Origin of the sequence: Pseudomonas nitroreducens NBRC 12694, assembly GCF_002091755.1 — a bacterium.
GTDB lineage: Bacteria > Pseudomonadota > Gammaproteobacteria > Pseudomonadales > Pseudomonadaceae > Pseudomonas > Pseudomonas nitroreducens.
The window spans coordinates 449,712-472,183 of sequence record NZ_BDAI01000004.1 but is presented as its reverse complement, the minus strand read 5'-3'; the positions used below and the strand labels follow the sequence as shown (position 1 = coordinate 472,183).

Genomic DNA, 22,472 nt, shown 5'->3' with positions numbered 1-22,472 from the left:
CGGAAGAGTCAGTCATGGCAGCGCCGTGCGTTTTTCCACCTGGCGCACGACGCTGGCCAGGCTGATGGAGATGAGCAGGAAGAACACCCCGACCAGGGTGATCGGCTCCAGGTAGCGGAAGCTGTCGGAGCCTATGTTCTTCGCCTGCTGCATGATTTCCACCACCGTGATCGCGGAGAGCACCGGGGTGTCCTTGAACATGGCGATCAGGTAGTTGCCCAGCGCCGGCAATACCGGGCGGATGGCCTGGGGCAGGATCACTTCGCGGTAGGCCTTGAAGGGCGAGAAATTCAGCGCGGTAACCGCCTCCCATTGCCCGCGCGGCACCGCTTCCAGACCGGCGCGGTAGACCTCGGCGGTGTAGCAGGCGTAATGCAGGGCGATGCCCAGGGTGCCGGCCACCAGTGCGGTCATGCTCAGCCCGTAGAGCGGCAGCACGTAGAACAGGAAGTACACCTGGATCAGCAGCGGCGTGCTGCGGATGAATTCGATCAGCCAGGCCGCCGGCCAAGAAAGCCACGCGTGGCGGCTGCGCCGGGCGATGGCGAAGAGCAGGCCGAACACCACCGCCAGGGCGAAGCCCACCAGGGTGATGGCGATGGTGCGCAGCGAGGCGTGCAGCAGTTGCGGCAGGATCTGCCAGGCGAAGTCCCAGTCGAAGAGTTTCATCACAGGCCTCCGTGGATGCGGCCGTGCCCCAGCCAGCGCTCCAGGCGCCGCATGAGGAAGACGATGAGCTGGGCCATGACGAAGTACAGCACCAGGGTGAGGGCGAAGATCTTCATGGTCTCGAAGGTCGCCTGGTCCAGTTGGCGCGCGCGGAAGGTCAGGTCCGAGAGGGTGATCAGCGACACCAGCGAGGTGTTCTTCAGCAGCTCGATCAGCAGGTTGGTGCCCGGCGGAATCGCGCAGAGCAGCGCCTGCGGCAGAATGATCCGACGAAAGCGCGTGAACGGTGTCATGTTCAGCGCCAGCGCCGCCTCGTACTGTCCCTTGGGTACCGAGCCGATGGCGCCGCGCATGACTTCCGCGCCGTAGGCGCCGATGTGCAGGCCCAGGCCGATGATCGCCACGCTGTAGGCGCTCATCTCCAGGTTGAACGGCGGCAACGGCAGCACAAAGTACAGCCAGAACAGCTGCACCAGCAGCGATGTGCCGCGGAACAGCTCGATGTAGCCGATCGCCAGCCAGCGTACCGCCGGCCACGGCGCGAGCCGGCCGAGCGCGGCAAGAATGGCGGCGGCCACCGCCAGCAGGGAACCGAAGACAGTCACCTGGACGGTGACCCAGGCGCCCTGCAGCAGCAGAGGAAGTAATTCACCCATGATGCGCATCCTGTAACGACAGGTTCGACTCAATGGCCGGCCGGGCGCGTCCTATGGCAGGCGCGCGCCCGCGACGGTCACTGTTTGCAGAGCTCGGCAGCGGTCTTGTCGGTGACGTTGGACTTGTCGAAGCCGAACGGTTTCACCGTCGCCAGGTGCTCGGCGCCACCCAGCCAGCCCTTGAGCTGCTGGTTCACCGCGTCGCGCAGGTCCTTGTCCTCCGGGCGGAAGGCCAGGGCGCCGTAGCCGATGTGCGCAGGGTCGTCCTTGAAGTCGCTGATGGCTTCCACCGCGTCACCGCCCTTGGCCGCCAGGCCCTTCATGGTCAGCGCAGTGCCGACGCTGGCATCGGCGCGGCCGGCGCGCACGGCCTGCAATTGTGCGGTGGTATCCGGCACCTGGACGATCTGCTCTTCCGCCACGCCTTCGGCGCGGGCGTAGCCCATCTCGGCGGTGCCGGACATGATCGCCAGCTTCACGTCCGGATTGTTCTTCACGTCGGCGTAGCTGTGCAGGTTCTTCGGGTTGCCCTTCTTCACCAGCAGGGTGTCGGGAATCTGGTAGTGGGGGTCGGTGAAGATCACCTGCTGGCAACGCGGCGGGGTGATGTACATGCCGGCAGCGATCACGTCGAAGCGGCCGGCGCGCAGGCCGGGGATCAGCGCGCCCCATTCGGTGAGCACCGGCTCGATCTTCTTCACGCCCATTTTCGTGAAGATCTGCGTGGCGATTTCCGGGGATTCCCCAGTGACCTTGCCGGACGTCTCGGTGTAGGCGAAGGGCGCTTCGTTGGCGTAGCCGATGCGCACGGTGCCGGTGCTCTGGATGCGTTCCAGGGTGGTTTCGGCGTAGCTGCCGGCGCTGGCCAGGGCGCCGGCGGCGAGGGTACAGGCGAGGCTCAGGCGGCGCAGGAAAACAGGGGCGGTACTCATCTTCGGATCTCCTGGACTTCTCTTGCCGAACGCTCATGGCGCGCGGCGATGGATGGCAGGTAGCAATGTCGTACGACTGTTGTTCTTGTAGGTCGGGCCCCGGGTGGGGCCTTCCGAAGTTCTCTCGGCGCTGTCGCAGACGTTGCCGAGAAGCTCGACGCCAGACTAAGGCCGGGCGCCTTGCGGCTCTTCCCGATCGACAGCTGCGCGGCGGGAAAAAGCCACCGTCGCGACGAACGCATCCGAAGGTTTTTTCTGCGCGGGCCTGACAATGCGACCCGGTGTGCCATGCGGTGTCCTGCGCCCGAGCATACGCAAGCCACTTCTTTATCGACATTGCACTAGGACAATTGCCGCCGGTGTGCCGGTCGGTCACTCTGCACCCCTGACCAGACGGAGCGCTGAAGATGGAAGCCTGGCGTCGCGCCCTGGCCGACCTGCGGGTCGGCGAATCCAAGTACAAGACATTGGTGCAGGCCATTGCCGGCGACATCGAGCAGGGCCGCCTGAGCGACGGCCAGCGCCTGCCGCCGCAGCGCCACGTCGCCGATGGCCTGGGGATCAGCGTGCAGACGGTGACCAATGCCTACAAGGAGCTGGAGCGCCAGGGTCTGGTGCGCTGCGAGGTGGGGCGTGGCAGCTTCGTCTCGCGGCGGATGACCGAGGGCATGGCCCATTACATGGTCGACCACCCCGAGCGCGCACTGGTGGATTTCTCCATCGCCAGCATCGTCCACACGCGCGAGCACGACCGCCTCTGGCAGGACACCTGCCGCGCGCTGGCGCAGGAAACCGACCAGCCCTGGATGCGCGCCTGCCGCCCGGTCGCCGGCTTCGATGCGCACCGCGATGCCGGTGTGCAATGGCTGGCGCAGCTGGGCCTGCAACGCGAGCGCGATGACGTGCTGATCACCAACGGCGCCGCCCACGGCATCTTCCTCGCGCTCGCCTCACTGGCCGGGCCGGATGACGTGGTGCTCTGCGAACAGCTCACCGACCACGGCGTGATCGGCAATTCCCAGGTACTGGGTTTTACCCTGAAGGGCGTGGAGATCGACAAGCAGGGCATCGACCCCGAGCACTTCGAAGACCTCTGCGCGAACGAGCGCATCACCGCGCTGGTCTGCACGCCCAACCTGAACAACCCGACCTCCTGCCTGATGCCCGACGCGCGCCGCCGCGAGATCGCCGCCATCGCCCAGCGCTACGGCGTTCACGTGATCGAAGACGACGTCTACGGCCCGCTGCTTGGTGAGCGCCGCCCGCCGCCACTCAGCCACTACCTGCCGGACCTGTCGTTCTACTGCACCAGCTTCACCAAGAGCGTGCTGACCGGCCTGCGCATCGGTTACCTGGCCATGCCGCGGCGGCTGGCACTGCGCACCGAGAGCATCCTGCGGGTGAACAGCTGGATGGCCACGCCGTTGCTGGCGGAAGTCGCCTCGCGGTGGATTCGCAATGGCAACGCCCAGGCGCTGATCGGCCTGCAGCGCCAGGTGCTGGAGAAGCGCCAGGGCTTGGTGCGCGACCATCTTGGCGAGCATCTGCGCGGTTGCGATCCGCATTCCCTCAGCGCCTGGATCGGCATTCCCGAGCATTGGGAGCTGGACAGCCTGGTGCGCGAGCTGCGCCATCGGCACATCGCCGTCACGCCACCCGATCCCTTCATGGTGCGCGGCACGCCCAGGCCTCGCGCGGTGCGTTTGTGCATGGGGGCGGAGTGCAGCGACGAGCGCATGGTGTCCGCGCTGGAGGACATGCGCGAGCTGTTCGGGCAGTACCCGAAGATTCACGATTTCTGACGTGGCTGTTTTGTAGGAGCGAGCTTGCTCGCGAACCCGCCCAGCGCCAGAGCCGCCGGGGAGCACGGTTCGCGAGCAAGGGCTAGGCGCCCCCCTCGCTCCTACGAAAATCCCTCTGCGAACGACATCGTCCTAGTACATTCATCGCGACAATTTCCCGCCCCTACACTCGGCCCCACTGCATTCCCCGGAGGTCGAGATGGAGCCGATTCCCCTCGTCGAGCTGTACCGCGCACGCCAGCGCATCCAGGGCCTGGTGCGGCAGACGCCGCTGGAGCATTCGCCCAGCCTGTCGTGCCTGCTCGGCGCGCCGGTGTACCTCAAGCTCGAATCCCAGCAGATCACCGGCAGCTTCAAGCTGCGCGGCGCGAGCAACGCGATCGCTCAGCTTCGCGATGAGCAGAAGGCCAAGGGCGTGGTCGCGGCCTCCACCGGCAACCACGGCCGGGCGCTGGCCCACGCCGCGCGCATGCTCGGCGTGCACGCCAGCATCTGCCTGTCGCAGTTGGTGCCGGCGAACAAGGTGCAGGCCATCCGCGAACTGGGCGCTGAAGTCTGCATTATCGGCAACAGCCAGGACGACGCCCAGGCCGAAGCCGAACGCATTGCCCGTGAGCAGGGCGCGGCGCTGCTGCCGCCCTTCGATCACCCACAGATCATCGCCGGCCAGGGCACCCTGGGCCTGGAAATCCTCGAACAACTGCCGGACGTGCGCCAGGTGCTGGTACCGCTCTCCGGCGGCGGCCTGTTCGGTGGCGTGGCGCTGGCGCTCAAGCAGGCGGACCCGAGCATCCGCGTGCACGGCATCAGCATGCGCCGAGGCGCCGCCATGGCCGCCAGCCTCGCCGCTGGCCACCCGGTGGACGTGGAAGAGTTGCCGACCCTGGCCGACTCCCTCGGTGGCGGTATCGGCCTGGACAACCGCTACACCTTCGCACTCGCCCGTGACTACTGCGACCAGTTGCACCTGCTCGACGAGCCCTCCATTGCCGCCGGTATCCGTCACGCCTACCGCGAGGAGCGGCAGGTGGTCGAAGGCGCCGCCGCCGTTGGCATCGCCGCGCTGCTGGACGGCCTGATCGAGCCGGTCGGCCCGGTGGTGGTGGTGGTCAGCGGCCGCAACATTGCCATCGAACAACACCAACAGATCCTCGAGGAAACTGCCCATGGCTGACGTCACCCTGCTCAGCGAAGCCGACCTGCGCGCCTGCGTGGCGATAGACCGGGAGAGCCTCGACGCCGTCGAACAGGCCTTCCGCCTGCTGGCCACGGCACCGGTGGCGATGCCGCCGATCCTTCGCCTGGACGTGCCCGAGCACAACGGCGAAGTCGACGTGAAGACCGCCTACCTGCCGGGCCTGCCGCGCTTCGCCATCAAGGTCAGCCCCGGCTTCTTCGACAATCCCAAGCTGGGCCTGCCCAGCCTCAACGGCATGATGATGCTGCTGTCCTCGAAAACCGGCCTGCTCGACGCGCTGCTGCTGGATAACGGCTACCTCACCGCCGTGCGTACCGCCTGCGCCGGCGCAGTGGCGGCCAAATGGCTGGCCCGCGAGGACTCGCGCCAGGTCGCGCTGATCGGCGCCGGGGAACAGGCGCGGCTGCAGCTCAAGGCGCTGTGCCTGGTGCGGCCCATCGAAGGCGCCAGCGTCTGGGCGCGGGACATCGCCAAGGCGCGGCAATGTGCGGAAGAGCTGAGCGGCAGCCTGGGCATTGCGGTCACGCCTTGCGCCAGCGTCGACGAAGCGCTGGAAGGCGCCGACATCGCCATCACCACCACGCCCAGCCGCGAACCGCTGATCCAGAAAAAACACCTGCGCCCCGGCCTGCACATCACCGCCATGGGTTCCGACGCCGAGCACAAGAACGAGATCGCCGCCCAAGCGCTGGCCGCCGTCGACCACTACGTCGCCGACCGCCTCAGCCAGACCCTGGTGCTGGGCGAGCTGCACCACGCGGTAGCGGCCGGCGAGGTCAGCCTCGACGCCGATTTCGCCGAGCTGGGCCAGGTGATCGCCGGGCAACGCCAGGGCCGTGAGCGCGCCGAGGACATCACCCTCTGCGACCTCACCGGCACCGGCGCCCAGGACACGGCCATCGCCGGCCTCGCCTTCCAGCGGGCACAGCGGATGGGCAAGGGATTCCGTTTCAGCAGCTGAGAATTTTTCGTCCCGCTTCGCGGGAAGAGCGCCCTCGCCCTAACCCTCTCCCGCAAGCGGGAGAGAGGACCGTCAGGTGCAGGATGAAGCCGCGGCGTCAGCCGGCTCGGACTGCCCCCTCTCCCTCTGGGAGAGGGTTGGGGTGAGGGGAACCAAAAGTCTCGGGCTATCCCGACGAAGCCCGACAACGATTCCCCCAAGAGGATTTCCGCATGTCCGAAATCGTCGTCAACCTCCCCTTCAGCCGGGAGGAGTATGCCCAGCGGATCGCCAAGGTCCGCGCCAGCATGCAACAGCGCGGCATTGAACTGCTGCTGGTTACCGATCCATCGAACATGGCCTGGCTGACCGGCTACGACGGCTGGTCCTTCTACGTGCACCAGTGCGTGCTGCTGGCGCTGGACGGCGAGCCGGTCTGGTTCGGCCGCGGCCAGGACGCCAACGGCGCGCGGCGCACCGTGTTCATGCAGGCGGACAACATCGTCGGCTACCCCGACCACTACGTGCAGTCCACCGAACGCCATCCGATGGATTACCTGTCCCGTGAGGTCATCGCGGCGCGCGGCTGGGCGAACAAGACCATCGGCGTGGAGATGGACAACTACTACTTCAGCGCCGCCGCCTTCCGCTCGCTGCAGGCGAACCTGCCGAACGCCAGGTTCGTCGATGCCACGGCCCTGGTGAACTGGCAGCGCGCGGTGAAGTCGCCGCGCGAGATCGAGTACATGCGCGTCGCCGCGCGCATCGTCGAGAAGATGCACGCGCACATCGTCGAGCGCATCGAACCGGGCATGCGCAAGAATGAGCTGGTCGCCGAGATCTACAGTACCGGCATCCTCGGCGCCGACGGCCACGGCGGCGATTACCCCGCCATCGTCCCGCTGCTGCCCACCGGCGCCGACGCCAGCGCACCGCACCTGACCTGGGACGACACGCCCTTCGAGCGCGGCGCTGGCACCTTCTTCGAGATCGCCGGCTGCTACAAGCGCTACCACTGCCCGCTGTCGCGCACGGTGTTCCTCGGCAAGCCGCCGCAGCATTTCCTCGATGCGGAAAAAGCCGTGGTCGACGGCATCGCCGCGGGCCTCGACGCAGCGAAGCCGGGCAACACCACCGGCGACATCGCCCGCGCCTTCTTCGGCGTGCTGGAGAAGTTCGGCATCCACAAGGACAGCCGCTGCGGCTATCCCATCGGGATCAGCTATCCGCCGGACTGGGGCGAACGCACCATGAGCCTGCGCCCGAGCGACAACAGCGTGCTGGAACCGGGCATGACCTTCCACTTCATGCCGGGCCTGTGGATGGATGATTGGGGTCTGGAGATCACCGAGAGCATCCTCATCACCGAGCGCGGCGTGGAGACCTTCTGCGACTGCCCGCGCCAGCTGTTCGTGAAGGAGTGAGGCGATGACACAGTCCCTCGATAAAGAGCTGCGCGAAAACCCCATCGCCGCCAGCGTCGATTTCCAGCGCGACGGCGTGCAGCACGGCCACCTCAAGCTGCCCTACTCGCGGGACGATTCGGCCTGGGGCGCAGTGATGATCCCGGTCTGCGTGGTGAAGAACGGCGACGGCCCCACCGCGCTGCTCACCGGCGGCAACCACGGCGACGAATACGAAGGCCCGGTGGCGCTCAGCCGCCTGGCCCAGGAGCTGCGTGCCGAGGACGTGCGCGGCCGGGTGATCATCGTGCCGTTCATGAACACCCCGGCGTTCCACGCCGGCAAGCGCACGTCGCCCATCGATGCCGGCAATCTCAACCGCAGCTTCCCCGGCCGCCCGGACGGCACGGTGACGCAGAAAATCGCCGACTACTTCCAGCGCACCCTGCTGCCGCTGGCGGACGTGGTGCTGGACATCCACTCTGGCGGCCGGACCCTGGATTTCCTGCCCTTCGCCGCCTGCCACGTGCTGCCGGACAAGGCCCAGCAGGAAGCCAGCGAGGCGCTGATGCGCGCCTTCGCCGCACCCTACGCCATGCGCATGCTGGAGCTGGATGCGGTGGGCATGTACGACAGCGCCGCCGAGGAACAGGGCAAGCTGTTCGTCACCACCGAACTGGGTGGCGGTGGCACCAGCAGCGCGCGCACCGTGGCCATCGCCCGGCGTGGTGTGCGCAACCTGCTGGTTGAGGCTGGCATTTTGTGTGGCGAGATCGAGCCGGCGAAGTCGGTGATGCTCGACATGCCCGACGCTGACTGTTTCGTCGCCAGCGAGCACGGCGGCCTGCTGGAGATGTGCCGCGACCTGGGCGAGCGTGTCGAGCGTGGCGAAGTGCTGGCGCGGGTGCATGACGTGCTGCGCACCGGCGCCGCGCCGGTGGAGTACCGCGCCAAGCGCAGCGGCATCCTCGCCGCGCGGCATTTCCCCGGCCTGGTGCAGAGTGGCGACACCCTGGCGGTGGTCGCCGAGGTACTGGACTGAACGGGAGCCCGTCATGATCAAGCTCGACCGCTACGACCTGAAGATCCTGCGCATCCTCGCTGGCGACGGGCGCATCACCAAGTCGAGCCTGGCCGAGGCGATCAACCTCTCGGTCAGCCCGGCCTGGGAGCGTGTGCGCAAGCTGGAGGAGGCCGGGTTGATCAAGGGCTACCGCGCGCAGATCGACTGGCCGGTGCTGTTCAAGCAGCAGCAGGTGCTGGTGGAGATCACCCTGGCGCGGCATACCGCGCAGGACATGAGGCGTTTCGAGCAGCGCCTGCAGCAGTCGCCGGAGGTCGGCTTCTGCTACGCCACCGGTGGCGGGGTGGATTACATCGCGATGATCCAGGCGCGCGACATCGACCACTACCAGCGCTTCATCGACCAGCTGTTGCTGGAGGACGTGGGGATCGAGCGCTACTTCACCTATATCGTCACCAAGGTGATCAAGACCCAGGAGGCGGCGATTCCCGCCGAGGCGCTGGAGGCAGGTTCCCTTTAGGAGCGAGCTTGCTCGCGAACCCGCCCAGCTCCAGCGCGGCCGGTGAAGCCGTTCGCGAGCAAGCTCGCTCCTGCAAAACCAAAGACCGCTGACCCGCGGGAGGGGGCTGGGGCGGAGAAAGCCCCGTGCACCTGAATTCATCTGAACAAAAATTGCACAACAAAACCTGACTTTGCGGTCCGGATCGTATACAATGCGCGCCGCTCGGCATGGTGCCGGGCATGGGTTCCCTCACCCCATCGACGAAAAAGGCCCAAGCATGTCGGCATCCCTTCCGGCGGCACGGCGCGGCGCACTCGCCGGCCTGGTCGCGTTCCACATCCTGATCATCATCGCCAGCAACTACCTGGTGCAGCTGCCAATGACCCTCTTTGGCTGGCACACCACCTGGGGCGCGTTCAGCTTCCCGTTCATCTTCCTGGCCACCGACCTCACCGTCCGCCTGCTCGGCAAGCGCCCGGCACGGCTGGTCATCGCGCGGGTGATGATCCCGGCGCTGCTGGCTTCCTACGTCATTTCGGTGATCTTCCAGGAAGGCGCCTTCAGAGGTTTCGCCTCGCTGGGCGAATTCAACACCTTCGTGGCGCGGATCTCCCTGGCCAGCTTCCTGGCCTACGTATTCGGGCAGATCCTCGACATCCAGGTCTTCGACCGCCTGCGCCGCCTGCGCCAGTGGTGGATCGCCCCGGTGGTCTCGACCCTGTTCGGCAACCTGCTGGACACCTTCACCTTCTTCTCCATCGCCTTCTGGCACAGCGACAACGCCTTCATGGCCGAGCACTGGGTGGAGATCGCCTGGGTCGACTACGGCGTGAAGCTCGCGGTCATGCTGATGCTCTTCGTGCCGCTCTACGGCATGCTGCTCAGCGCCATCACCCGCAACCTGCGTCGCGCCGCCACGGCCTGACGCCACCCGAAAAAGCCCAACAGCGGCGGCAGAACTGCAAAAAGATTTGCCGCCGCCGTCCCCCGCTTAGGAAAAAACCGCGCGCCCGCGGCCCCTAGGATGGTTCCCATGCCATCCGCCCAGGAGCCGCCGCCATGTCCTACGCCCATCCCCTGCTGTTCAAGTCGCTCTGCTACGTGAACGGCCATTGGCTGCACAGCGCCAGCGGCGCCAGCATCGCCGTCGACAACCCCGCAACCCGCGAAGCCATCGGCCACGTGCCGCTGCTCGACCGCGAACAGATCGTCGGCGCCATTGACGCTGCCGCCGCGGCCTTCCCGGCCTGGCGCGCGCGCAGCCTGGATGAGCGTGGCGCCCTGCTGCGCCGCTGGGCCGAACTGATCCTCCTGCACCGCGACGACCTTGCGCAGATCCTCAGCCTGGAACAGGGCAAGCCGCTGGCCGAGGCCCTTGGCGAGATCGACTACGCCGCCAGCTTCATCCCCTGGTTCGCCGAAGAGGCGCGCCGGCTGAACGGCCGCAACATCCCCAGCCACATCCCCAATGCGCACCTGGGCACGGTGGTCGAGCCGGTGGGCGTCGCCGCGCTGCTGACGCCGTGGAACTTCCCCTCGGCGATGATCACCCGCAAGGCCGCCGCCGCCCTCGCCGCCGGCTGCAGCGTGGTGGTCAAACCGGCACACGAGACGCCTTATTCCGCGTTCGCTTTGGCACAGCTGGCCGAAGAAGCCGGCTTCCCCGCCGGCGTGTTCAACGTGGTGCTGGGCGAGCCGCAGATGGCCATGGAAACCCTGGTCGGCGACAGCCGCGTGCGCGCCGTGAGCTTCACCGGCTCGACCCGCGTGGGGAAGCTGGTGCTGCAAGCCGCCGCCCGCGACGTGAAGAAAGTCGCCCTGGAGCTGGGCGGCAACGCGCCCTTCATCGTCCTGCCGGACGCCGATCTGGAGCAGGCGGTGAAGTTCGCCCTCGACGCCAAGTTCCAGACCTCCGGGCAGGACTGCTGCGCGGCCAACCGCATCCTGGTCGCCAGCGAACTCTATGAGCCCTTCCTGCAGCGTTTCGCCCGCGCCGTGCGTGAGCTGCGCGTCGGCCCGGCCAGTGATGTGCGCAGCCAGATCGGCCCGCTGATGCACCAGGGCTCCTTCGACGTCACCTGCGAGCGCGTGCGGGACGCCGTCGACCAGGGCGCGCGCCTGCTCGCCGGCGGCGAACCCCATGCACTCGGCGGCTGGTTCCACCAGCCAACCGTGCTGGCCGACGTCACCCCGCAGATGCGTATCTGGCGCGAGGAAAACTTCGCACCGATTGCCGGTGTGAGCGCCTACGACGACCTGGACGAAGCCGTCCGGCAGGCCAACGACACCGAGTACGGCCTGGCCGCCTACCTGTGTGGGCAACGCCTGGATCACCTCTGGCCGCTGATGCGGCGCCTGGAGTTCGCCATGGTGGCGGTCAACGGCGCCAAGTTCACCGGCCACCCCATTCCCTTCGGCGGCATGAAGGCCTCTGGCCTGGGTCGCGAAGGCGGCAGCGAGGGCTTCGAGCCCTTCGTCGAAACCAAGTACTTCGCCTTGCACCACGGCGCCATCTGACCGGGAGAACACCGCCATGACCGACTACGCCAAGCTGTTCATCGAGGACCGCGCGCACTTCATGCACCCCTCGACCCACGCCCACGATCACGCCAGCGGCTCGCTGCCGGGGCGGATCATCACCGGTGCCTCCGGCGTGCGCATCCGCGATCACCAGGGGCGCGAGCTGCTCGATGCCTTTGCCGGCCTGTACTGCGTGAACATCGGCTACGGCCGCACCGAAGTCGCCGACGCCATCCATGCACAGGCCACGCAGCTGGCCTACTACCACACCTACGTGGGGCACTCTTCCGAGGCGATCATCGAGCTGTCCGCGCGGATCATCCGCGACTGGGCGCCGTCCGGCATGAAGAAGGTCTACTACGGCCTCTCCGGCTCAGACGCCAACGAAACCCAGGTCAAGCTGGTGCGCTACTACAACAACGTGCTGGGCCGGCCGCAGAAGAAAAAGATCCTCTCGCGCCAGCGCGGCTACCACGGCTCGGGCGTCGTCACCGGCAGCCTCACGGGGCTGGCGAGCTTCCACCAGCACTTCGACCTGCCGGTGGACGGCGTGAAGCACACGCTGTGCCCGCACTTCTACAAGGCGCCGGCGGGCATGGACGAAGCGAGCTTCGTCCGCCACTGCGCCCAGGAGCTGGAAAACCTGATCATCGCCGAAGGCCCGGATACGGTGGCCGCCTTCATCGGCGAGCCGGTGATGGGTACCGGCGGCATCATCGTCCCGCCCAAGGGCTACTGGGAGGCGATCCAGGTGGTGCTGGCAAAGTACGACGTGCTGTTGATCGCCGACGAGGTGGTCTGCGCGTTCGGTCGTGTCGGCGACAAGATGGGCAGCCAGCGCTACGGCATGCGCCCGGACCTGATCACCACGGCCAAGGGCCTGACCAGCGCCTATGCGCCACTGTCGGCGGTGATCGTCGGCGAGAAGGTATGGGACGTGATCGATAGCGCGTCCAGCCGCGAAGGCGCCATGGGCCACGGCTGGACCTACTCCGGCCACCCGATCTGCGCCGCGGCGGCGCTGGCCAACCTGAACATCCTCGAGCGGGAGAACATCACCGCCAACGCCGCGGAGGTTGGCGGCTACCTGAACCAGCAACTGCGCCAGACTTTCGAGGGCCACCCGCTGGTGGGTGAAGTGCGCGGCGACGGCATGCTGGCCGCGCTGGAGTTCATGGCCGACCGCGAGGCGCGCACGCCCTTCGACCCGGCGCTGAAGGTCGGCCCGAAGGTGTCGGCTGCTTGCTTGGAGCGCGGCATGATCGCCCGCGCCATGCCCCATGGCGACATCCTCGGTTTCGCCCCGCCGCTGGTGCTCACCCGCGCTGAGGCGGACGAGATCGTCGGCATCGCCAAGTCGGCAGTGGATGCGGTGGCTGCCGAGGTGCTGTAGAGGCTTTGCGTAGAAGCATTGCTTTTTGCTTGCTCGCGAACGGGCTTGGCACCTTAGCCGCCGGGAGGTCCGTTCGCGAGCAGGGGCTAGGCGCCCCCTCGGTCCTACAGGTATCCCCACCGGATTGCGTGGCGGCACCGAAAAGGGCGCTTAGGCGCCCTTTGCCTTGTCCAGCTTGCGCAGGAACACCGTCATTTCCTTCTCCGCCTGCTTATCGCCATGGGCCTGAGCGGCAGCCAGCCCGTCGGTCCAGGCGGTGCGGGCGCCGTCCAGGTCACCCTCGGCCTGCAGCGCCTTGCCCAACAGCTTCCAGGCGGCGGAGTACTTCGGGTCCTGCTCCACGCAGCGGCGCAGGTGCTCGGCGGCCCTCGCCGCGTCGCCGGCATCCAGGTAGCCCTTGCCCAGGCCGAAGCGCAGCAGCGAGTTGTCCACGCCCTTGGCGAGCATCTTTTCCAGTGAATCGATCATGGCGGGCCTCCGTCAGCAGGCCGCCATTCTGCCCCAAGATCAGTGCCTCATGTGCGCCAGAAGGCGGGCGTCAGCAGGATCAGCAGCGAGAACACTTCCAGCCGCCCCAGCACCATCGCCAGGCTCAGCACCAGCTTGGCGCTGCCCGGCAGATGGCCGTAATGCACGGCCGCTTCGCCCAGCGCCGGGCCCAGGTTGTTCAGGCAGGAGGCGAGCGTGGAGAACGCCGTGAGCTGGTCCACGCCCAGGGCGAGCAGCACCAGCATCAGGGTCACGAAGGTCAGCAGGTAGATGGAGAAGAACGCCCACACCGACTCCACCACGCGGTCGGATACCGTGCGCCGCCCCAGCTTGACCAGGAATACCCCGTTGGGATGCAGCAGGCGCAGGAATTCGCGCATGCCCTGGCGGTACACCAGCAGCATGCGCATCACTTTCATGCCGCCGCCGGTTGAGCCGGCGCAGGCGCCGATGAAGGTGCTGTAGAGCAGCAGATACGGCAGCAGGGTCGGCCAGGTGCTGAAGTCGGCGAGACCGAAGCCGGTGGTGGTCGCCACCGAAATCACCATGAACGCCGCGTAGCGGATCGCCTGCAAGGGCGAGTCGTAGTGGTGTTTGAGGACCAGCGTTGCCGCGGTGATCAGGAACAGCACCAGCAGGATGCCCAGGTAGGCCCGGCATTCCGGGTCCTTCAGGTAGTGGCTGACCTTGCGCTGGCGCCAGGCGAGGAAGTGCAGGCTGAAGTTGATCCCGGAAACCACCAGGAAGGTCATGCAGATCAGCTCGATCAGCGGACTGTCGAAGTAGCCGATGCTCGCATCGTGGGTGGAGAAGCCACCGATGGCGATGGTGGAGAAGCTGTGGCCGACGGCGTCGAACAGGTTCATTCCCGCAGCCCAGTAGGCCAGAGCGCAGGCGAGGGTCAGGCCGCAGTAGATCAGCCAGAGGGTCTTGGCGGTATCGGCGATACGCGGCGAGAGCTTGTGGTCCTTGAGCGGCCCGGGCATCTCCGCGCGGTACAACTGCATGCCGCCGATGCCGAGCATCGGCATCACCGCCACCGCCAGCACCACGATGCCCATGCCGCCCAGCCACTGCAGCTGCTGACGGTAGTAGAGGATGGCGTGGGGCAATGCATCGAGGCCGGTGAGCACGGTTGCGCCGGTGGTGGAGAGGCCTGAGAAGGACTCGAACAGCGAGTCGATCAGGCCCATGTGCGGTGCGTCGGACAACGCGAAGGGCAAGGCGCCGAACGACCCCAGGACGATCCAGAACAGCGCCGTAACCAGGTAGCCATCGCGGATGCGCAGGTCCTGCTTGTGCTGGCGGCATGGCCACCAGAGGGTGAAGCCGGTCAGCAGGGTGACCAGGAAGGACAGCGCGAAGGGCTGCCAGGAGTGCTCGGCGTAGTGCAGGTCCACGAGCAGTGGCGGCAGGTGCGTAACGCTGAACAGCATCAGCAGTACGCCGAGGATTCGACCGATGGAGGAGTAGCGCATGACCCGAGGCAGACAAGCAGGAACAGGCCGCGCAGGGTGACAAGGGAGGCTGGCTGGCGCAGTAGGACCTGTCTGAAAGAGCCTCGGAATTAGCTGGCAGGGCCGCCTTGTGGCGGCCCCGGGTCGATCAGAAGAAGGTCAGGCCGGCCTGGAACAGCCGCTCGACGTCGCGGATGCGCTTCTTGTCCACCACGAAGAGGATCACGTGGTCGCCGGACTCGATCTTCGTCTCGCCGTGGGCGATCAGCACGTCGTCGTCGCGAATCACCGCGCCGATGGTGGTGCCCGGCGGCAGCTGCACTTCGTTGATCCTGCGGCCGATCACCTTGCTCGACTTGGCGTCGCCATGGGCGACCACCTCGATGGCCTCGGCGGCGCCACGGCGCAGGGAGTGCACGCTCTCGATGTCGCCGCGGCGCACGTGGGTCAGCAGGGTGCCGATGGTGGCCAGTTGCGGGCTGATGGCGATGTCGATCTCGCCGCCCTGCACCAGGTCCACGTAGGCGGGGTTGTTGATCAGCGTCATCACCTTGCGCGCGCCCAGGCGCTTGGCCAGCAGCGAGGACATGATGTTGGCCTCGTCGTCGTTGGTCAGGGCGAGGAACAGGTCGGTATCGCCGATGTTCTCTTCCAGCAGCAGGTCGCGGTCGGAGGCGCTGCCCTGGAGCACGATGGCGCTGTCGAGGTTGTCCGAGAGGTGTCGGCAGCGTGCCGGGTTCATCTCGATGATCTTCACCTGGTAACGGCTCTCGATGGCCTCGGCCAGGCGCTCGCCGATGTTGCCGCCACCGGCGATGATGATCCGCTTGTAGCTGTCCTCCAGGCGGCGCATCTCGCCCATCACCGCGCGGATATGGGCTTTGGCGGCGATGAAGAACACCTCGTCGTCGGCCTCGATCACGGTGTCGCCCTGGGGGATGATCGGCCGGTTGCGCCGGTATATCGCCGCCACGCGGGTATCGGCATTGGGCATGTGCTCGCGCAGCTGGCGCAGCTCCTGGCCCACCAGCGGGCCGCCGTAATAGGCACGGATACCCACCAGCTGTGCCTTGCCCTCGGCGAAGTCGATCACCTGCAGGGCGCCGGGGTATTCCACCAGGCGCTTGATGTAGTTGGTCACCACCTGTTCGGGGCTGATCAGCACATCGACCGGGATCGCTTCGTTGTCGAACAGCCCCGCGCGGGTCAGGTAGGCCGCCTCGCGCACGCGGGCAATCCGCGTCGGGGTATTGAACAGGGTGTAGGCGACCTGGCAGGCGACCATGTTCACCTCGTCGCTGTTGGTCACCGCCACCAGCATGTCGGCGTCGTCGGCGCCGGCCTGGCGCAGCACGGTGGGGAACGAGGCCTTGCCCTGGACGGTGCGGATGTCCAGGCGATCGTTGAGGTCACGCAGGCGTTCGCCGTCGGTGTCGACCACGGTGATGTCGTTGGCTTCGCTGGCCAGATGCTCGGCCAGAGTGCCGCCGACCTGGCCGGCACCGAGGATGATGATCTTCATGGAGCGGGGTGCTTTCCGTTTCGATCCGTTGGGAGTCGGCGCCTGTTACTTGGCCGAAATCTTGATCAGCTTGGCATAGTAGAACCCGTCATGCCCGCCTTGCTGCGGCAGCAACTGGCGGCCATGGGGCTGCTTCAGGCCCCACGGCCCGGACAGGTCCAGCTCGCGGGCACCGGGGGTGCGACCAAGGAACGCGGCGATCTGCTCGCTGTTTTCCTGTGGCATCACCGAGCAGGTCGCGTAGACCATCACGCCGCCGACTTCGAGGGTCGCCCACAGCGCGTCGAGCAGTTCGCCCTGCAATTGCGCCAGCGCCTCGATGTCCTCGGCGGTGCGGGTCAGCTTGATGTCCGGATGGCGGCGAATCACCCCGGTGGCGGAGCAGGGTGCATCCAGCAGGATGCGCTGGAACGGCTTGCCGTCCCACCATTTGGCCGTGTCGCGGGCGTCGGCGGCGAACAGTTGGGCATCGAGTTGCAGGCGTGCAAGGTTCTCGCGCACGCGCACCAGGCGGCTTTCTTCCAGGTCCACGGCGACCACGCCAGCCAGTGCGGGCTCGGCCTCCATCAGGTGGCAGGTCTTGCCGCCGGGAGCGCAGCAGGCGTCCAGCACGCGCTGGTTCGGTGCCAGTTCCAGCAGGTCGGCGGCCAGCTGTGCGGCTTCGTCCTGCACGCTGACGCGGCCTTCGGCGAAGCCGGGCAGTTCGCGCACGTCGCAGGGCTGCACGAGGTTGATGCCGTCACGGCTGAACTCGCAGGCGGTCGCTTCGAAGCCGACGCGGTTCAACTCTTCCAGGTAGGCATCGCGGCTGCCGTGGCGGCGGTTCACCCGCAGGGTCATCGGCGGGTGGGAGTTGTTCGCGGCGCAGATGGCCTCGTACTGCTCCGGCCAGGATTTCTTCAGCGCTTTCTGCAGCCAGCGTGGATGCGCCAGGCGTGCAGCCGGGTCCTTGTCGACCTCGGCCAGCAGGGCTTCGCTCTCGCGCTGGGCGCGGCGCAGCACGGCGTTGAGCAGGCCCTTGGCCCAGGGCTTCTTCAGCTTGTCCGCGCAGCCGACGGTCTCGCCAATGGCCGCGTGCGGTGGAATGCGGGTGTAGAGCAGCTGGTACAGGCCGACCAGCAGCAGCGTTTCGACGTCACGGTCGCCGGCCTTGAACGGCTTCTGCAGCAGGCGCGCGGCGAGGGTGGACAGGCGCGGCTGCCAGCGGGCGCTGCCGAAGGCCAGCTCCTGCACCAGGCCACGGTCGCGCGGCTCGACGTTCTCCAGTTGGGTCGGCAGCGAACTGCCCAGCGAGGCGCGGCCGGCCAGCACGGCGGCCAGCGCGCGGGCCGCCGCCAGGCGAGGATTGGTACTCATGCGTCCGGCCCTTGCTGGCCAAGCGTCCGGCCAGCGGCAAACTGTTCGCGGCGGCTGTTGAACAGGTCGGCGAAGGCCAGCGGCTTGCCGCCAGGCAATTGCAGGCGGGTCAGCAGCAGCGCGCCTTCCCCGCAGGCGACCAGCAGGCCGTCGCGGCTGGCGTCGAGGATCTTGCCCGGTTCGCCCTTGCCTGGCGCGGGCTTGGCGCCAAGTACTTTCAGCGCGGCGTCACCGAGCGTGGTGTGGCAAACCGGCCACGGCGTGAAGGCACGGATGCGGCGCTCCAGCTCGTCGGCCGGGCGCGACCAGTCGATGCGTGCCTCTTCCTTGTTCAACTTGTGTGCGTAGGTAGCCAGGCCGCCGTCCTGCACCTCGCCCCTGAGCGTACCGGCGGCGAGGCCGGCAATGGCCTCGACCACCGCCTTCGGGCCCAGCTCGGCGAGGCGGTCGTGCAGGCTGCCGCCAGTATCCTCGGCTGAAATCGGCGTGCCGACCTTGAGCAGCATCGGCCCGGTGTCCAGGCCGGCTTCCATCTGCATCACGGTCACGCCGCTCTCGGCGTCGCCGGCTTCCACCGCGCGCTGGATCGGCGCTGCGCCGCGCCAGCGCGGCAGCAGCGAGGCGTGGCTGTTGATGCAGCCCAGGCGCGGGATATCCAGCACCGCCTGCGGCAGGATCAGCCCGTAGGCAACCACCACCATCAGGTCCGGCTTGAGCGCGGCCAGCTCCGCCTGGGCGGCTGGGTCGCGCAGGGTCGGCGGCTGCAGAACCGGCAGGCAATGGTCCACGGCAAGCTGCTTGACCGGGCTGGGCATCAGCTTCTGGCCGCGGCCGGCCGGGCGGTCCGGCTGGGTGTAGACGGCGACGATCTCGTGCGGCGTATCCAGCAGGGCCTTGAGGTGCTCGGCGGCGAATTCCGGGGTGCCGGCGAAGACGATGCGCAGTGCTTGGCTCATATCGGGCTCTTCAAAAAGAAAAGGCTTGCCGGGGCAAGCCTTTGGGAGATGGGGTCACGCCTGTTGCCGGTGCTGCTTTTCCAGCTTCTTGCGGATGCGGTCGCGCTTGAGGTTGGACAGGTAGTCGACGAACAGCTTGCCGTTCAGGTGATCGCATTCGTGCTGGATGCACACGGCGAGCAGGCCCTCGGCCTCTTCCTCGAACGAATTGCCGTCGCGGTCCTGGGCCTTGATCCGCACCTTCTGCGGGCGGTCTACATTTTCGTAGAAGCCGGGCACCGACAGGCAACCTTCCTGGTACTGGTCCATTTCCTCGGTGAGGTAGTCGAACTCGGGGTTGATGTAGACCCGGGGCTCGGACTTGTCTTCGGACAGGTCCATCACCACGACACGCTTGTGCACGTTGACCTGCGTCGCCGCCAGACCGATGCCGGGCGCTTCGTACATGGTCTCGAACATATCGTCGATCAGCGTGCGCAGGGCGTCATCGAAGACCGTGACCGGCTTGGCGATGGTCCGCAGGCGCGGATCGGGGAATTCGAGAATGTTCAGAATGGCCATATGCGTTTGTGATGCACTTGTGGAATAAAGTCAAAATCGGCTGCTAATATGCTGAGCAGCATCGAAAAACGGCTGGAAAGCGCGGTAGGGGCGGCTTCCAGGCGTTTCATGTGTACACATAATAAAGGGATTCACCGCATGAGGAAAACACTACTCGCCCTGCTGCTGCTCGCCGCAGGCGGGGTGGCGCAGGCTGCCGTGCAGCTCAAGGACGGCCATCCGGATCGTTATACCGTGGTGAAGGGCGACACCCTCTGGGACATCTCCGGCAAGTTCCTCAGCAAGCCGTGGAAGTGGCCGGAAATCTGGCAGGTGAATCCGCAGATTCAGAACCCGCACCTGATCTACCCGGGTGACGTGCTGAGCCTGGTGTACATCGATGGCCAGCCGCGCCTGATGCTCAATCGCGGCGAGTCGCGCGGGACCATCAAGCTGTCGCCGCGGGTGCGCAGCACCCCGATCGCCGAGGCGATCCCGACCATCCCGCTGGACAAGATCAACGCCTTCCTGCTTTCCAACCGCATCGTCGATAGCGACGCCGACTTCTCCAACGCCCCCTACGTGGTCGCTGGCGACCAGGAGAGCGTGATCAGCGGCGCCGGCGACCGTGCCTACGCTCGCGGTAACTCGCTGTCGGAAGAGAACAGCTATGGCATCTTCCGCCAGGCCAAGGTCTACACCGACCCGGAGACCAACGAAGTCCTGGGCATCGACGCCATGGACGTAGGCGGTGCCAACGTCACGGCCAAGGAAGGCGACGTCGCCACCCTGATGCTGACCCGCACCACCCAGGAAGTCCGTTCGGGCGATCGACTGTTCCCCACCGAGGAGCGCGCGATCACCTCCACCTTCATGCCCAGCGAGCCGAGCACCCCGATCAAGGGCACCATCATCGATGTGCCGCGCGGCGTGACCCAGATCGGCAAGTACGATGTGGTGACCATCGACAAGGGCACCCGCGACGGCCTGGCCGAAGGCAACGTGCTGGCCATCTACAAGCTGGGCGAGACCGTCCGCGATCGTGTCACCGACGAAATGGTGAAGATCCCGGACGAGCGCTCGGGCCTGGTGATGGTCTTCCGCACCTACAACCGCCTGAGCTACGGGCTGGTGCTGACCGCTACCCGCTCGCTGGAAGTCAACGACCGCGTCCTGAACCCCTGATGCGCAAGTGACTTGAAGAAACCCCGCTCCGGCGGGGTTTTTTGTTGGGCGTGATCCGGAAGGGTCCGACAGCGAAGGCCCAGGCCGGCGCGGCATAGTCCGGGGGTCTTCCGCACGCCAAGGATTGCGCCATGCCCGTTGCCCCGACCCTTTCACCCGCCGAGCTCGAAGCGCGGCTGCGCCTGCACGCCCTGCCCGAGCTGGGACCGCGTCGCTTTCATCGTCTACTGGAGGCCTTCGGTTCGGCGTCCGCTGCACTCAGTGCGCCGGCGGCCGCCTGGCGTTCGCTCGGGTTGCCGGCCGCCTGCGCCGAACCGCGCCGCGATGCGTCCATCCGCGAGCAGGCAGCAGAGGTGCTGCACTGGCTGGAGGCCGCCGAACATCATCTGGTCATGTGGGATGCACCCGGCTACCCCGCCCTGCTCGCCGAGCTGGGCGATGCGCCGCCGCTGCTGTTCCTGGCCGGCGAGCCGAACCTGCTGGAGCGGCCGCAACTGGCGATGGTCGGGAGCCGCCGGGCCAGCAAACCGGGGCTAGATACGGCGCGAGCCTTCGCTCGCAGCCTGGCCGGCGGCGGTTTCGTGATCACCAGTGGGCTGGCCCTGGGGATCGATGGTGCAGCCCATGAAGGTGCGCTGGAGGCCGGCGGAAAGACCGTCGCCGTACTGGGTACAGGCCTGGAGCGCCTCTATCCGCGTCGTCATCTCGGGCTGGCGAAACGCATCGTCGAGCAAGGCGGCGCCGTGATTTCCGAGCTGCCGTTGAACAGCGCGCCCCAGGCTTCGAACTTCCCCCGGCGCAACCGGATCATCAGTGGCCTGTCGTTGGGCACCCTGGTGGTGGAGGCCAGCCCGTCCAGCGGTTCCCTGATCACGGCGCGCCTGGCCGCTGAGCAGGGACGCGAGGTGTATGCGATTCCCGGCTCGATCCATCATCCCGGCGCCCGTGGCTGCCACGAACTGATCCGCCAGGGCGCGACGCTGGTGGAGACAGTCGAGGACATCCTCGACGGCCTGCAGGGTTGGACACGCAGCGCGTCGGCGCTGGAGCGCGCGCCGGCTCTGCCGCCCCACCCGCTGGTCGACCTGCTCCGCGCCGCGCCACACAGCAGCGAGCAGCTGGCATTGCGCAGCGGCCTGGCGTTGCCTGACGTACTGGTGGCGTTGACCGAACTGGAGCTGGACGGACGGGTTACCTGCGAAGCTGGGGTCTGGGTGCATCGCGCTCCCTGAGCACGTAAACTGCCGCGCATCGCAGATCCGAGGAGTTCCCGATGTACAGCAACTGGCGTACCCAGCGCATGGCTCAGGTCGTGCGCGATGGCGGTGTGATCGCTTATCCGACCGAAGCCGTCTGGGGCCTGGGCTGCGACCCGTGGAACGCCGACGCCGTGTACCGCCTGCTGGCGATCAAGGCGCGGCCGGTGGAAAAAGGCATGATCGTGGTGGCCGGCGATATCCGCCAGTTCGACTTCCTCCTCGACGACTTGCCCGGAACCTGGCAGGACAAGCTCGCCGCCAGTTGGCCCGGCCCCAACACCTGGCTGGTGCCGCACCAGGGGCGCCTGCCCGAGTGGGTGACCGGCGAGCACGAGACCGTTGCCCTGCGCGTCACCGATCATCCGCTGGTGCGCGAACTGTGCCGCTACACCGGCCCGCTGATCTCCACATCGGCCAACCCCGCCGGCCGCCCCGCCGCGCGCAGCCGCCTGCGCGTCGAGCAGTACTTCCGGGGCGAATTGGACGGCGTGCTCGGCGGCGCCCTGGGCGGGCGCCGCAATCCCAGCCTGATCCGCGACCTGCGCACCGGCGAGACCGTTCGCCCGTCATAAGCCGGTCACCACGACGCGACCCGGTTCGCGAGCAAGCTCGCTCCTACAAAAAGCGATACCGCCGCACCCTGTAGGACCGAGGGGGCGCCTAGCCCTT

21 protein-coding genes are annotated in these 22,472 nt (G+C 67.1%); 12 read left to right on the top strand and 9 right to left on the bottom strand.

What is annotated here, in order from left to right; all coding sequences use genetic code 11:
* Positions 1 to 12 precede the first annotated feature (12 nt).
* The 3 genes from ehuD to ehuB form a co-directional block, all read right to left on the bottom strand.
* Complete coding sequence (ehuD, locus tag PNI01S_RS14510; protein WP_024765019.1) at positions 13 to 669, bottom strand: ectoine/hydroxyectoine ABC transporter permease subunit EhuD; 657 nt, start codon at positions 667 to 669, stop codon at positions 13 to 15.
* Positions 669 to 1,325, bottom strand: a complete 657-nt coding sequence (gene ehuC, locus PNI01S_RS14505) for an ectoine/hydroxyectoine ABC transporter permease subunit EhuC (RefSeq protein ID WP_024765020.1) — start codon at positions 1,323 to 1,325, stop codon at positions 669 to 671. Before ehuC ends, ehuD begins: the two co-directional genes overlap by 1 nt.
* Before the next feature lie 77 nt (positions 1,326 to 1,402).
* Complete coding sequence (ehuB, locus tag PNI01S_RS14500; RefSeq protein WP_024765021.1) at positions 1,403 to 2,257, bottom strand: ectoine/hydroxyectoine ABC transporter substrate-binding protein EhuB; 855 nt, start codon at positions 2,255 to 2,257, stop codon at positions 1,403 to 1,405.
* 407 nt (positions 2,258 to 2,664) lie between these two features.
* On the opposite strand from ehuB, the gene ehuR reads away from it, so the two are divergent.
* From ehuR to PNI01S_RS14455, 9 genes are all read left to right on the top strand, one after another.
* On the top strand, positions 2,665 to 4,059 hold the full coding sequence (gene ehuR / locus PNI01S_RS14495) for a MocR-like ectoine utilization transcription factor EhuR (protein WP_024765022.1): 1,395 nt from the start codon (positions 2,665 to 2,667) through the stop codon (positions 4,057 to 4,059).
* Positions 4,060 to 4,258: 199 nt separating this feature from the next.
* Positions 4,259 to 5,233: a hydroxyectoine utilization dehydratase EutB gene (gene eutB / locus PNI01S_RS14490; RefSeq protein WP_084358484.1), complete on the top strand. Its 975-nt coding sequence runs from the start codon at positions 4,259 to 4,261 to the stop codon at positions 5,231 to 5,233.
* Positions 5,226 to 6,218 (top strand): cyclodeaminase, encoded by a 993-nt coding sequence (locus PNI01S_RS14485; protein ID WP_084358483.1) that lies wholly within the window; start codon positions 5,226 to 5,228, stop codon positions 6,216 to 6,218. The genes eutB and PNI01S_RS14485 overlap by 8 nt, the downstream gene beginning before the upstream one ends.
* Before the next feature lie 212 nt (positions 6,219 to 6,430).
* Positions 6,431 to 7,621, top strand: coding sequence for an ectoine hydrolase DoeA (doeA, locus tag PNI01S_RS14480; RefSeq protein WP_084358482.1), 1,191 nt, complete (start codon positions 6,431 to 6,433; stop codon positions 7,619 to 7,621).
* A gap of 4 nt (positions 7,622 to 7,625) precedes the next feature.
* On the top strand, positions 7,626 to 8,642 hold the full coding sequence (gene doeB, locus PNI01S_RS14475) for a N(2)-acetyl-L-2,4-diaminobutanoate deacetylase DoeB (protein WP_084358481.1): 1,017 nt from the start codon (positions 7,626 to 7,628) through the stop codon (positions 8,640 to 8,642).
* A 13-nt stretch (positions 8,643 to 8,655) separates the two neighbouring features.
* The gene (locus PNI01S_RS14470; protein ID WP_024765027.1) at positions 8,656 to 9,144 is read left to right on the top strand and encodes an Lrp/AsnC family transcriptional regulator; all 489 of its coding nucleotides are present in this window, start codon (positions 8,656 to 8,658) and stop codon (positions 9,142 to 9,144) included.
* A gap of 259 nt (positions 9,145 to 9,403) precedes the next feature.
* Positions 9,404 to 10,051: a 7-cyano-7-deazaguanine/7-aminomethyl-7-deazaguanine transporter gene (locus PNI01S_RS14465; protein WP_024765028.1), complete on the top strand. Its 648-nt coding sequence runs from the start codon at positions 9,404 to 9,406 to the stop codon at positions 10,049 to 10,051.
* Positions 10,052 to 10,185: 134 nt separating this feature from the next.
* Positions 10,186 to 11,643: an NAD-dependent succinate-semialdehyde dehydrogenase gene (locus PNI01S_RS14460; RefSeq protein WP_084358480.1), complete on the top strand. Its 1,458-nt coding sequence runs from the start codon at positions 10,186 to 10,188 to the stop codon at positions 11,641 to 11,643.
* 16 nt (positions 11,644 to 11,659) lie between these two features.
* Positions 11,660 to 13,039: an aspartate aminotransferase family protein gene (locus PNI01S_RS14455; protein ID WP_084358479.1), complete on the top strand. Its 1,380-nt coding sequence runs from the start codon at positions 11,660 to 11,662 to the stop codon at positions 13,037 to 13,039.
* A gap of 150 nt (positions 13,040 to 13,189) precedes the next feature.
* Here the strand turns inward: PNI01S_RS14455 and PNI01S_RS14450 are convergent, their stop codons facing one another.
* The 6 genes from PNI01S_RS14450 to def all read right to left on the bottom strand — a co-directional run bounded on the left by PNI01S_RS14450 (position 13,190) and on the right by def (position 19,380).
* On the bottom strand, positions 13,190 to 13,507 hold the full coding sequence (locus tag PNI01S_RS14450) for a tetratricopeptide repeat protein (RefSeq protein WP_084358478.1): 318 nt from the start codon (positions 13,505 to 13,507) through the stop codon (positions 13,190 to 13,192).
* Between the two features lie 47 nt (positions 13,508 to 13,554).
* A complete protein-coding gene (locus PNI01S_RS14445) occupies positions 13,555 to 15,006 on the bottom strand; it encodes a TrkH family potassium uptake protein (RefSeq protein WP_084358477.1) in 1,452 nt (483 codons plus the stop codon).
* A 127-nt stretch (positions 15,007 to 15,133) separates the two neighbouring features.
* Positions 15,134 to 16,507, bottom strand: a complete 1,374-nt coding sequence (gene trkA, locus PNI01S_RS14440; RefSeq protein ID WP_024763653.1) for a Trk system potassium transporter TrkA — start codon at positions 16,505 to 16,507, stop codon at positions 15,134 to 15,136.
* Positions 16,508 to 16,552: 45 nt separating this feature from the next.
* Positions 16,553 to 17,863: a 16S rRNA (cytosine(967)-C(5))-methyltransferase RsmB gene (rsmB, locus tag PNI01S_RS14435; protein WP_084358476.1), complete on the bottom strand. Its 1,311-nt coding sequence runs from the start codon at positions 17,861 to 17,863 to the stop codon at positions 16,553 to 16,555.
* Positions 17,860 to 18,819 carry a methionyl-tRNA formyltransferase gene (gene fmt / locus PNI01S_RS14430; RefSeq protein ID WP_084358475.1) on the bottom strand — a complete coding sequence of 320 codons (960 nt, stop codon included), beginning with the start codon at positions 18,817 to 18,819 and terminating at the stop codon, positions 17,860 to 17,862. The genes rsmB and fmt overlap by 4 nt, the downstream gene beginning before the upstream one ends.
* Positions 18,820 to 18,873: 54 nt before the next feature.
* Positions 18,874 to 19,380: a peptide deformylase gene (gene def / locus PNI01S_RS14425; protein WP_024763655.1), complete on the bottom strand. Its 507-nt coding sequence runs from the start codon at positions 19,378 to 19,380 to the stop codon at positions 18,874 to 18,876.
* A gap of 138 nt (positions 19,381 to 19,518) precedes the next feature.
* On the opposite strand from def, the gene PNI01S_RS14420 reads away from it, so the two are divergent.
* From PNI01S_RS14420 to tsaC, 3 genes are all read left to right on the top strand, one after another.
* The gene (locus tag PNI01S_RS14420) at positions 19,519 to 20,544 is read left to right on the top strand and encodes a LysM peptidoglycan-binding domain-containing protein (RefSeq protein ID WP_038803456.1); all 1,026 of its coding nucleotides are present in this window, start codon (positions 19,519 to 19,521) and stop codon (positions 20,542 to 20,544) included.
* Positions 20,545 to 20,675: 131 nt separating this feature from the next.
* Complete coding sequence (dprA, locus tag PNI01S_RS14415) at positions 20,676 to 21,776, top strand: DNA-processing protein DprA (protein WP_084358474.1); 1,101 nt, start codon at positions 20,676 to 20,678, stop codon at positions 21,774 to 21,776.
* A 41-nt stretch (positions 21,777 to 21,817) separates the two neighbouring features.
* Complete coding sequence (tsaC, locus tag PNI01S_RS14410; RefSeq protein ID WP_084358473.1) at positions 21,818 to 22,375, top strand: L-threonylcarbamoyladenylate synthase type 1 TsaC; 558 nt, start codon at positions 21,818 to 21,820, stop codon at positions 22,373 to 22,375.
* Positions 22,376 to 22,472 lie beyond the last annotated feature (97 nt).